We start from the raw sequence: 10,270 nt of genomic DNA on the forward strand, positions 1-10,270 counted from the left end.
CGACAGCACGACGGCCACCGCCTCGACCGCCTCCCGCACGGCGGAAGCGGCCGCGGGGGGCGCGGCGGGCGCCGCGCGGGGGGCGGGGGGGGGCGGCCCCCCCCCCCCACACCCGGATCCGCCGGACAGCGGGCCAGCTGACCGACGCGTGGCAGACCGTGCCTGTTCAGCCGCGGCGGCGTGCATCGCTCGGGATCAGCTTCCGCCCGCTGCAGGCCGAGGCGTTCGGTCTGGACCCGGACGACGCCCTGCGGGAGCTGCTCACGTTCCCGTTCGAGACGGTACGCCTGGCCGCGTACTGGGATCGGATCGAGACGGCGCCCGACAAGTACGACTTCGCCGCGCTGGACCGGCAGGTCGAGGCCGCCGAGGACGCCGGCAAACGGATCATCCTGTGTGCCGGAGCGGTCAAGACCTTCGGCTATCCCGAGTTCTTCGTGCCCCCTCATCACCTGCCCACGCCGCTGCCCGAGGGTGTCCTCATCACCCCGCAGACGCACGGCGCCCTCCTCGACGCGGCCTGCGCCTTCCTGTCCACCGTCGTCGCCCGTTACCGCGGCCGTCCCGCAGTGACGACCTGGCAGGTGGAGCACGAGGCAACCGACCCCCTCGGCATGGAGCACTCGTGGCGGCTGTCCCAGGAATTCGTGGCGGCCGAGGTCGCCGCGGTCCGGGCCGCCGACCCGAGCCGGCCGGTGCTGCTCAACGGGTTCCTGCCGATGTCGGCCGCCGTGGCGGCACAGCAGTGGTGGCGCACCCGCGACCAGGGCGACTCGCTGGTCGTCGCCGAGCAGCTGGCCGATGTGATCGGCCTGGACGTCTACCCGAGGCACGCGGTTCTCGCCCTCGGCCGCCGAAGCGTCTACCTGGACGGCAGCCGCAGCCCGTGGCAGACGTGGCGGCCCGCGCGCATCGCCCGGCGGTGCCGCGCCGGCGGGCGGCGGCTGCTGGTCGCCGAGGGTCAGGCCGAGCCGTGGGAGGCGGTCACCGTGCCGCCCAGCCCGGAGGCCGGCGCGATGTCCAGCTGCCCGCCGGAACGGCTGATCACCAACTACAACGTCTGCCTGCGCCAAGCCGACCGGCTCGGTGTCGCCCTGGACGACTATCTCTTCTGGGGCGCCGAGTACTGGCTGCTCCGCGACCGCCACGGCGACTCGCGTTATCTGTCGGCCTTCGCCCGAGTGCTCACCACCTCTTGACCGGTCAGCGGTGGCGCTCCCGGTGGTCGAAGACCACGACACCCACGCCGAGCAGCACCGCGGTCAGGACGATCAGCACGACCGAATCGACGGCCGGGCCGGCCACCACGACCTGGTCGTACCCGGGACTTCCGGCAAAGTACACCGACCGCATCAGGCCGACGGCGTAGCGGAGCGGCATCGCCCACGCGATGACGTCCAAATAGCCCGGCAGGTCGTGCAGCGGTGCGAGCACACCGGCCAGCACGTACTGCGGGATGATGAAGAACTGGAAGATGTCCATGGCCGACCGCTGGTTCGGCGTGACAGCCAGAACGACCAGCCCGAACGCACCACCCAGCAGGCAACAGAGCAGTCCGGTCAGGGCCATCACGCCGATCCGGTCCGGTGACGTCCGCACCCCGATCAGTGCGGCGACCAGCAGCACGCAGAGGCCCTGGAACACCGCGACGGCGGACTCGCCGATGATCTTGCCGAACAGCAGCGTGAACCGGCTGACCGGAGCGACGAACAGTTCGGCGGTGAAGTCGTTCTCCCGGTCCTGCGCGATGGAGATCATGCCGGCCGCAGTGGACTGGAAGAGCGTGGCGGCGAGCACGCCCGTAAAGGCCAGAGCGACCGCGTCCAGGCCGGTGACCACGCCGACGGACGACTGGAGCACGTTGCCCAGACCGACGATCAGCAGGATCGGGAAGGCCAGGTTGACCGCGAGGCGAGGCCGGTCCCGCAGCAGCTTGACCAGATCACGCTGGGCGATGCCGAGCAGGGCGGCCGACTCGTGGCCGAGGCGGTTCATTCCCGGCTCCGGTCGAGCAGTTCCAGGTACGCCTCCTCCAATGTGGCCCGCACCTGCCGCCCGGTCACCTCGCCCGGGGTGCCCGATTCGGCGATCCGCCCATCGATCAGGACGTAGACCGCGTCCGCCGGCTCGGCCTCCTCCAGGTAGTGCGTGGTGAGCAGCACGGTGGTGCCGTCCTCGGCTCGGATGCGGTCGATGTGGCGCCACAGGTCCCGGCGCGCCTGCGGGTCGAGCCCGGTGGTCGGCTCATCCAGGAACAGCACGCGTGGCCTGTGCATGAGCGACCGGACCAGTTCCAGCCGCCGGCGTAGACCCCCGGAGAGGGTGCCGGCTCGGTGGCGCAAAATGTCGCCGAGCCCGAGCACCCCGGCCAGCTCCCCGACCTGCCGGCGGTAGTCCGCCGATGTCAGCCGATAGGCCGGCCGCCACGGATAGAGGCCATAGAGCGCGCAGTGCAGCCGGATGTTTTCCTCCGCGGTCAGGTTGAGGTCGAGCGAGGAATGCTGGAACACCACCCCGATCTCGCGGCGGACCGCGGCGCGTTCGGTCCGGACGTCCCGCCCGGCGACGAGGGCCCGGCCGTCGGTGTGGCTCAACATTGTGGTGAGTACGCCGATCGTGGTGCTCTTGCCGGCGCCGTTCGGCCCGAGCAGGCAGACGAAGGCCCCGTCGGGAACGGCGAACGAGATGCCGTCCACCGCGTTCCGGTCCGCGTGGCGGTAGCGTTTGACCAGACCATCCACCTCGATCGCGGCGGTCACCGCCGACCGGCGCCGGAGTCTCGGGCGCGGCGGTAGCGACGATCCCAGCCGAACCGGCGCGCGAGCCGGACGACCGGCTGCAGAGCCGCGGCGACCAGGGACGGCGGCAACACGGGGGCCCGCACCTCGGCGGCGAAGTCGCGGACGAACAGCGCGAGATCGATCAGATGCGGCAGCCGGCGGCCCGCGGCGACCTGATTCCGCCCCAGTGCGGCCGCGGTGGCCAGCAACTCTTCCATATTCAGGGCCGGCTCGGTGCGCACGGCCACGTGCACCGTCTCGCGCCCGGCGTTGGCGAAGTGGTGCACGGTGTTGGCGGCGACACGGACCTGGTCGCCCGGCCCGGCGATCACCCGCCGCAGCCCGATGCGGAACCGCAGCCGTCCCTCCAGCACGGTGAAGGTCTCCACCTGGCCCGGGTGGCAGTGGCTGCTCGGAACCCGGCCGCCGGGCGCCAGGAACAGATCCCACTCCATAAGCTTGCCATCGGTCTCCGCAGCCGCCGTCCGGATGACGATCCGCTCACCGCTGACCGGGTTCTCGATGACTCGTTCCGCCGCCGGCATGACCACCTCCACGCGATCGAGTTGCACACGATCCGCCAATCGCCTCCACCGTATGAATCCGCACCGCCCGCCGTCGTCAGCGTGAGGACGTAGACGACGTACGTCCGAGGTCGACCGGTGCGCGGCATCGGGGACTCTCCCGGTCAAATCCTCTGACAAGTCATTTGCCGCCGCACCGACGGGCGTCCGCCACGCTGCGGCGCGGTGCTGGCCCGGTCCCGCCGGAACCCGGCTTCAGGCGTGGAGCGGCTGGCCCTCGTACCGGACCCGTGTGGGACCCGACGCGGTGTCATCCGAAGGGTTGAGTCGACCGTCCCGGATACCGCGAAGGTTGACAGGACAGTGCGTTCCTTTGCCGGCTGGCTTCCGGCCTCGTCGTCCCTAACGTCATTGCCATGACCGAGATGGCGATACGAACCAGCGGGTTGACAAAGCAGTTCGGGAGGCGGGTGGCGGTCGACGGCATCGACCTCGAAGTGCCGGGTGGTTGCGCCTTCGGGCTACTCGGTGTCAATGGAGCCGGCAAGACCACCCTGATCAGGATGCTGCTCGGGCTGACACCGGTGACGTCGGGCCGGATGTGGTTGTCGGGTTTGCCGGTGCCCGCGCGGCGAGGAGAGGCGCTACGGCGGGTCGGCGCGATCGTCGAGGAACCTGGTTTCCACGCGCACCTCAGTGGCCGGGACAATCTGCGGGCCGCGGCGGCGTTCCGCGACAAGGCCGCGGGGGGCCGGATCGAGGCGGTGCTGGACCGCGTTGGGCTCAGCGAACGTGGTGGAGATCGTGTCGGTGGCTACTCCCTCGGGATGCGGCAGCGCCTGGGCGTCGCCCGATGTCTGCTAAACGACCCAACGTTGCTGATCCTCGACGAGCCCAGCAACGGGCTTGATCCCACCGGCATCCACGAGATGCGCGGGCTGATCCGCTCCTTCGTCGCCGAGGGACGCACCGTGGTGGTCAGCTCGCACCTACTCGATGAGGTCGAGCGGACCTGTGACCTCGTCGCGATTGTCGACCGCGGACGTCTCGTCGCGCAGGGGCCGATACCGGAACTCGCCCGTGGCACCACGTTGGAGGAGCGCTTCCTCGAGCTTACTTCCCAGCTACGCGCGGCCTGAAGGAGACAGTGATGGATACGCTTCGTATGGTCGGCGCGGAATTGCTCAAGCTGCGTCGCCGTTCCCTGATCGCCTGGACAGGCGCCCTCACCTTGGGCTCCAGTATCGGGTTCGCCGCAGTGAACACCGTTCGCCACCACCTCGACCCGGTCCACTACGGCCCAGCCGGAGGCGTCACGAACCTGACCCACGCCATGCAGATACTCGCCTACCTCGGTACCGTCGCGGCGGTTCTGCTCGGCACCACCGCCGGCGGCCAGGACCGTGCCAGCGGGGTGTTCCGCGATCTCGCGACTGCTGGAGCACATGACCAGCTTCGGCGCGGCGCGGCAACTACTGCCTTCCTCGGCGATCGACCGTATTCTGCCCGACATGGGGCAACCCCGCACAGTTCCGATGGCGATGCTGACCGCCGCGTTCGTACTCCTGGGTTGGGCTGCCGCAATGACGGTGGTCGGCGCCTGGAAGACCGCCGTCACCGATGCCTGAACCGTTCTGGCGCAGCGAACGCGTCGTCGACCGGCTGGTCGCCGGCGCCTTCGGCGCACTCGCCGTCGTCGAGACAGGAGTCGAGACGCAGGCCGGCACCGCCACACCGCGGCTGGTCCTGATCTTCGCGGCCGGGGTTGCGGCAGCGGTGCTGCTGCTGTGGCGGCGACAGATCCCGGTCACCGTCGTACTGGGCACCGCCACCTGCGCCGCTCTGGTCTCGGCCGCTGTCAGCCACCCCGCCGTCGGGCCACTCGCCCCGGCAGTCGCGCTGTATACCCTCGCCACGCTCGGCGGCTGGCGACGCACCGCGCTCGTCGGTGCAGCGACGCTGGTGGTATTGGTGGTGGCGTTCGCGGCGCGACGGGGTCCGCTCGGTGCCCCGTTCACTCAATCGGGACTGGTGCTCGGCGCGGCCGCGTTGATCGGCCTGTACGCCGGCGGGCAACGGCAGATCTCGATCGCCCTCGCCGCGAAGGCCGCACAGCTGAAAAGGGAACAGAATCTCCTCGCCCGCGAGGCGGTCCTCACCGAGCGGGTCTGGATCGCCCGGGAACTCCACGACGTCATCGGCCACCACGTCAGTCTCCTGGTCGTCCAGGCCGGCGCGGTACGTTCAACCATTCCGAACGACCATCCGGCCCGACCGGTATGCGACAGCATGATCCTCGGCGGTAAAGAGGCGATGACCGAGATGCGACGAATGGTCGACCTGCTGCGTCCCACCGGGGACACTCCCGACGTACGAGACGGGTTTGGGCCACCGCCGAGCCTGGCCGACATACCGGCCCTCTGCGACCAACTTCGCCAAGCCGGTCTGCGCCTGGAACTCGTGATGCCCGGCGAGTGCGCATTGCGACCCTCCGCGTCCGTCGCGGCCTACCGCATCGTGCAGGAAGCCCTCACCAACGTCCTCAAACACGCCGGCCCCGTAGCCACCCGTGTACGCATCCATCGCCACGCCGATACGCTGGATCTGCGGATCACCAACGCCGCCGGCCGGGCGACCAGCACCTCGATCGGCGGCGCGCGACCTGGCCACGGCCAGGACGGCATGCGTCAACGTGCCCGCCTCTTCAGCGGCGACTTCCTCGCCGGCCCTGTTCCCGACGGCGGCTACGCCGTCCACGCCACCCTCAACCTGGGCGATCACGGATGATCCGGGTACTGATCGTCGACGACCAGGCACTGATGCGCCAAGGCTTTCGCATGATCCTGTCCGCCCAATCCGATATCGAGGTCGTCGGCGAGGCCGACAACGGCACCACCGCGGTACGTCAGACAGCTGCCCTGCAGCCCGACGTCGTACTCATGGACATCCAAATGCCCGTCCTGGACGGCATTGCCGCCACCCGGGCTTTGAAGGACACCCGCGTCCTGATCCTCACCACCTTCGGCAGCGACGACCACGTCGCCGCCGCGCTGCAAGCCGGCGCCAGCGGCTTCCTCCTCAAAGACACCACACCCGATCAACTGATCCACGCCGTCCGCGTCATCGCCGCCGGAGACGCCCTGCTCGACCCGGCCATCACCCGCAACCTGATCCGACGCGCGCTGCCTGCCCTTACCCACTCCACCCCGGCTCCCCAGTTCGACCTACTCAGCAGCCGCGAGTCAGAGGTCCTGCGGCTACTCGCACAAGGCATGTCCAACGCAGAAATCGCCACCTCTCTGCACCTCAGTGAAGCCACGGTGAAAACCCACATCAGCCGCATGCTCACCAAACTCGGCCTCCGCGACCGCGTCCAAGCGGTCGTCGCCGCATACCAAAACGGCGTTATCCAGTAGCCCGGCAGCATGCGCGCTAAAGTCCGATGCCGATCAGACTGAGATCACCGCAGACCAGCCGCGCACGGGCTGGGTGCTGCTGAAGCGGCCGATGTCCTGGTAGATCGCGTCGCCGTGTTCAGCCAAGGTCGCGCCGAACCGTTCGGCGTCCGCGATCCAGAAGTACGCGGCCGCGGTGAAAGGCGGCGGTGGTGCTCCGGGTGTGGTGAGTGCCCGATGCACTTCCCATCGGACGCAGTTGTCGCCGAGCATCCCGGCGAACATGGGCGCGTGCCCGGTCAGAAAGTATTCGATGTCGAAGCCGTCGATATCGGGGGATAGACAACTGAAGCGCAGAACATCGGTCGCTCGTCTCCTTCTCGGGACACGGAGATCTCTCGGTAAGCCGAGGCTTACGTTAGCCGAGACTTACGGATAAGCCCAGACATCCGGATCGGCCGAGATTGCTGGGCCGATTGGTGACGTCAGCGGTTGGCCGCGACGACCGGCGGCGTGAAGGTCTCGTGCTGCGCGACTGCCGGCCGGCGTCCGCCGGTCAGGAGGGCGGCGACCGTGCCAAGGGCGGAGATCGCGGCGCAGGCCCAGATCGCGTGGGTGAAGCCGGCCGCGAACGTTGCCGCGGTGGCGTAGCCGCCGGTGTGGGCGAAGACGGTGGCGGCCAGGGCGACGCCGAGGATCCCGCCGAGCTCGCGGACGCTGCCGTTGACGCCGGCCGCGACGCCCATCCGCTCGGCGGGCACCGCCGAGACGACCTCGCTCGACACGGTCGGGAAGACGAACGCCAGGCCGATCCCGGACAGCACCAGCGGCGCGCACAGCACGAGGTAGGCCGTCGACGCGTGCACAACCAGCGCGAACCAGGCCATGCCGAGGGTCTGCAGCACCATGCCGGCGACCAGGAATGGACGATTGCCGCGCCGGGTGGCGAGGGCGCCGACCAGCGGGGCGATCAGGAGGCTCGGCAGCGGCCACGGGACAAAGCGCAGCGCGGCGGCGAACGGGCCGGCATGCTGGGCGATCTGGAAGAACTGCGACATGAGGAACACGCCGCCGGCCAGGCTGGCATAGATGGCGAAGCTCACGCCGTTGGCCGCGCTGAAGCTGCGGATCGCGAACAGGCCGGTCGGCATCATCGGGAACCGCGCGCGGTGCTCGGCAAGTATGAAAGCGCACAGCAGGAACGCCCCGGCGACCAGCGGTAGCCAGACCGAGGCGTCGGCCCAGCCGTGCGTCGACCGCACCAGTCCCCAGGCCAGGCCCAGACAACCGGCCGACACCAGAACGAGACCCCGGGCGTCGAGTGGATGCCGTGGCCCGTAGGTCTCGGTCACGACGAGCCCGGCGAGCATCGCCACGGTCAGCGCGATCGGCACGTTCACCCAGAAGATGCCCCGCCAGCCGGCCAGTTCCAGCAGACCCCCGCCAGCCAGCGGGCCGAGCACTCCGCCGGCCCCGAGCAGCGCACCCCAGATCCCGATCGCCCGTCCCCGGGTCGCCGGCGGATAGGCCTCGCTGATCACCGTCAGGGTAAGCGGCATGACGACGGCGGCCGCGCCGCCCTGCACCGCCCGGGCTGCGATGAGCCAGCCAAGACCGGGGGCCAGCGCCGCACCGGCCGAGGAGACCGCGAACGCGACCAGGCCGAGGCCAAGCAGCCGGCGACGCCCGAACCGATCGCCCAACCCGGCCGCGGTGATCAACAGACAGGCGAACGTCAGGTAGTACGCGTTCATCGTCCACTCCAGCTGCCCAACCGACCCGCCGAGGCGGGCGTGCAGCGTGGGCAGCGCGGTCGTGACCACCATCGTGTCGAGGCTGGTCATAAAGGCCGCGACCGAAGCGACGGCAAGCGTCGCTCCAGGACGGCGCGAGAGAGCAACCATCAGATTCCCTTCCCAGAGATGCAACCATCGGTTGCAATGTGCCGCACCAAGTCCTAACATGCAACAATCGGTTGCGCAAGAGGAAGGGCATGAAGTCCATGGAGTACGGGTCGTTGGTCAAGGAGATCCACATCGCCGCGTCGCCGGCGGTCGTCTACGAGGTGATCAGCACCCCGGAGCACATCCGGCAGTGGTGGACCGATGACGCCGAATTCGCCCTGGTCGCCGGCGGTACCGGCACGCTGACGTTCAGCAACCGCGCCCGCACGCGCCCGGGTGTGGTGCCGCTGACCGTGCTGGAGGCGGTACCCGGCAAACGGTTCGTGTTCCGCTGGGACTACGGCAGCGACCCGGCACCGACGCCGGAGAACTCCCTGCTGGTCACATTCGAGCTGATCGCCGACGGTGACGGCACGCTGTTGCGGGTGACCGAGGACGGCTTCCGGGAACGCGGCCGGGAGGCCACTGTCCTCGAGGACTACTACCGGCGCCACGACGACGGCTGGGACGTCCACCTGGCCGATCTACGCATGTATACCGAGTTGACGGCCGCCCTGCGGTGAGCATCGACGTCGACGACGAGCTGTGGGCCGCGATCGGCGACCCTATCCGCCGCCGCCTGCTCGACCTGCTGCTGGCCGGCGCCCCCGGCGCGGCGACTGGACTGAGCCGGGAACCTCCGGTCTCCCGCCAGGCGGCGGCCAAGCACCTTGCCGTGCTGTACCGCGCGGGCCCGGTCGGTCCGCAACGGACCGGCAGAGAGGTGAGGTATCGCGTGGACGCCGAGCAGTTCGCCCGAGCGAGCGCGCAACTGGCCGCCGCGAACCAGACCTGGGACACCCGCTTACGCCGCATCCGTGCGCTCGCCGAAGCGATCGAACAGAAAACCAGAACTGACCCCCGGCGCCAACAGCATCGGCATCCTCATCCTGATCGACGGGCTGCAGCAGCGATGACCCCTCAACGAATCTCGCCGGCGGCACCCCGCGGACGATTCAGTGTGCGGCGGATGGCCGCGATCGACATGTGCGGACCGCACGGCAGCCGGTTTCGGCGTCGGATCGTGACCGCCGAGTTCATCGGTGTACCGCTGCTGGCCACGGCTCTCGGCGCGCTGTTGCTCGCCCACGGAGCCTCGGCGGTGTGGAGCATCGAGGTGCTCGGGGCTGCCTTGAACTACGTCCCCCTCGCCGTGCACGCGATGCGGATGGTGCGCTCCACCCGTCTCGAAGCCGAACTGGCCGGCGTCGACACATATCGCGAACTGCGACGGTACGGGCCGGCAACCCTTCTGCTGTTCGTTCCGGGCCTGATTCTCCTACTCGGATTGCGGACCGGTGACTGGACCCGACCGATACCGGCCGACAGCTGAACCCTACCGGACAAAAGCCCACCCCCACCCACGCCAAGACGCTTAATCAATGACGCGGCACCTTTGCCCGAACCGAAAGGAACTCGATTATGGGGACGCTTCCCGAGAACGAATGGGGCGAACGGATGCGCCGCCGCCTGCTCGACGAAAAGATCATCTGGCTGACGGTCACCGACAGCACCAGCAGACCACAGCCGAACTGAGATTCCCCCGTATGCCGGACACCCGAGGTGTGGGGTCAACGGTCGTGATCTGACGGGGTGTGGAGCTTCTCGAACTCGATCGGGCTGCGCAT

At 69.2% G+C, this 10,270-nt stretch carries 11 protein-coding genes and 1 pseudogene; 7 read left to right on the plus strand and 5 right to left on the minus strand.

What is annotated here, in order from left to right; translation table 11 throughout:
* Positions 1–158: 158 nt before the first annotated feature.
* Positions 159–1,199, plus strand: coding sequence for a beta-galactosidase (locus AB0M88_RS51760; RefSeq protein ID WP_364115522.1), 1,041 nt, complete (start codon positions 159–161; stop codon positions 1,197–1,199).
* A 4-nt stretch (positions 1,200–1,203) separates the two neighbouring features.
* Here the strand turns inward: AB0M88_RS51760 and AB0M88_RS51765 are convergent, their stop codons facing one another.
* From AB0M88_RS51765 to AB0M88_RS51775, 3 genes are read right to left on the minus strand one after another with little or no spacing between them, the layout of a single operon-like run.
* On the minus strand, positions 1,204–1,995 hold the full coding sequence (locus AB0M88_RS51765; protein ID WP_364115525.1) for an ABC transporter permease: 792 nt from the start codon (positions 1,993–1,995) through the stop codon (positions 1,204–1,206).
* Positions 1,992–2,759 carry an ABC transporter ATP-binding protein gene (locus AB0M88_RS51770; protein WP_364115528.1) on the minus strand — a complete coding sequence of 256 codons (768 nt, stop codon included), beginning with the start codon at positions 2,757–2,759 and terminating at the stop codon, positions 1,992–1,994. Before AB0M88_RS51770 ends, AB0M88_RS51765 begins: the two co-directional genes overlap by 4 nt.
* Entirely contained in the window at positions 2,756–3,325 is a 570-nt protein-coding gene (locus AB0M88_RS51775) for a cupin domain-containing protein (protein ID WP_364115531.1), read from the minus strand. Before AB0M88_RS51775 ends, AB0M88_RS51770 begins: the two co-directional genes overlap by 4 nt.
* A gap of 395 nt (positions 3,326–3,720) precedes the next feature.
* Here AB0M88_RS51775 and AB0M88_RS51780 point away from each other — a divergent pair, with 395 nt between their 5' ends.
* From AB0M88_RS51780 to AB0M88_RS51795, 4 genes are all read left to right on the plus strand, one after another.
* On the plus strand, positions 3,721–4,443 hold the full coding sequence (locus AB0M88_RS51780; RefSeq protein ID WP_364115534.1) for an ATP-binding cassette domain-containing protein: 723 nt from the start codon (positions 3,721–3,723) through the stop codon (positions 4,441–4,443).
* A 306-nt stretch (positions 4,444–4,749) separates the two neighbouring features.
* Positions 4,750–4,932 (plus strand): hypothetical protein, encoded by a 183-nt coding sequence (locus AB0M88_RS51785; protein WP_364115537.1) that lies wholly within the window; start codon positions 4,750–4,752, stop codon positions 4,930–4,932.
* Positions 4,925–6,091, plus strand: a complete 1,167-nt coding sequence (locus tag AB0M88_RS51790; protein WP_364115540.1) for a histidine kinase — start codon at positions 4,925–4,927, stop codon at positions 6,089–6,091. The genes AB0M88_RS51785 and AB0M88_RS51790 overlap by 8 nt, the downstream gene beginning before the upstream one ends.
* Positions 6,088–6,720, plus strand: a complete 633-nt coding sequence (locus AB0M88_RS51795; protein ID WP_364115543.1) for a response regulator transcription factor — start codon at positions 6,088–6,090, stop codon at positions 6,718–6,720. The genes AB0M88_RS51790 and AB0M88_RS51795 overlap by 4 nt, the downstream gene beginning before the upstream one ends.
* A 33-nt stretch (positions 6,721–6,753) precedes the next feature.
* Here AB0M88_RS51795 and AB0M88_RS51800 read toward each other — a convergent pair whose 3' ends face one another.
* Both AB0M88_RS51800 and AB0M88_RS51805 read right to left on the minus strand, forming a co-directional pair.
* Positions 6,754–7,056 carry an EthD family reductase gene (locus tag AB0M88_RS51800; protein ID WP_364115551.1) on the minus strand — a complete coding sequence of 101 codons (303 nt, stop codon included), beginning with the start codon at positions 7,054–7,056 and terminating at the stop codon, positions 6,754–6,756.
* 128 nt (positions 7,057–7,184) lie between these two features.
* Entirely contained in the window at positions 7,185–8,663 is a 1,479-nt protein-coding gene (locus AB0M88_RS51805) for an MFS transporter (protein WP_364115546.1), read from the minus strand.
* 29 nt (positions 8,664–8,692) lie between these two features.
* Here AB0M88_RS51805 and AB0M88_RS51810 point away from each other — a divergent pair, with 29 nt between their 5' ends.
* Complete coding sequence (locus AB0M88_RS51810) at positions 8,693–9,166, plus strand: SRPBCC domain-containing protein (RefSeq protein WP_364115549.1); 474 nt, start codon at positions 8,693–8,695, stop codon at positions 9,164–9,166.
* A pseudogene (locus AB0M88_RS51815) lies at positions 9,163–9,483 on the plus strand (helix-turn-helix domain-containing protein); the annotation flags it as partial. The gene AB0M88_RS51810 and the pseudogene AB0M88_RS51815, both read left to right, overlap by 4 nt.
* Positions 9,484–10,270: the final 787 nt, after the last annotated feature.

Origin of the sequence: Actinoplanes sp. NPDC051411, from assembly GCF_040682075.1 — a bacterium.
Taxonomy (GTDB): Bacteria; Actinomycetota; Actinomycetes; order Mycobacteriales; family Micromonosporaceae; genus Actinoplanes.

What these genes read in the sequence shown, in the direction of transcription:
- AB0M88_RS51790 (WP_364115540.1), top strand. Translation starts at nt 4,925, where the DNA reads ATGCCTGAACCGTTCTGGCGCAGCGAACGCGTCGTCGACCGGCTGGTC.
- AB0M88_RS51775 (WP_364115531.1), bottom strand. Translation starts at nt 3,325, where the DNA reads ATGCCGGCGGCGGAACGAGTCATCGAGAACCCGGTCAGCGGTGAGCGG.
- AB0M88_RS51810 (WP_364115549.1), top strand. Translation starts at nt 8,693, where the DNA reads ATGAAGTCCATGGAGTACGGGTCGTTGGTCAAGGAGATCCACATCGCC.
- AB0M88_RS51765 (WP_364115525.1), bottom strand. Translation starts at nt 1,995, where the DNA reads ATGAACCGCCTCGGCCACGAGTCGGCCGCCCTGCTCGGCATCGCCCAG.
- AB0M88_RS51785 (WP_364115537.1), top strand. Translation starts at nt 4,750, where the DNA reads ATGACCAGCTTCGGCGCGGCGCGGCAACTACTGCCTTCCTCGGCGATC.
- AB0M88_RS51795 (WP_364115543.1), top strand. Translation starts at nt 6,088, where the DNA reads ATGATCCGGGTACTGATCGTCGACGACCAGGCACTGATGCGCCAAGGC.
- AB0M88_RS51805 (WP_364115546.1), bottom strand. Translation starts at nt 8,663, where the DNA reads ATGTTAGGACTTGGTGCGGCACATTGCAACCGATGGTTGCATCTCTGG.
- AB0M88_RS51780 (WP_364115534.1), top strand. Translation starts at nt 3,721, where the DNA reads ATGACCGAGATGGCGATACGAACCAGCGGGTTGACAAAGCAGTTCGGG.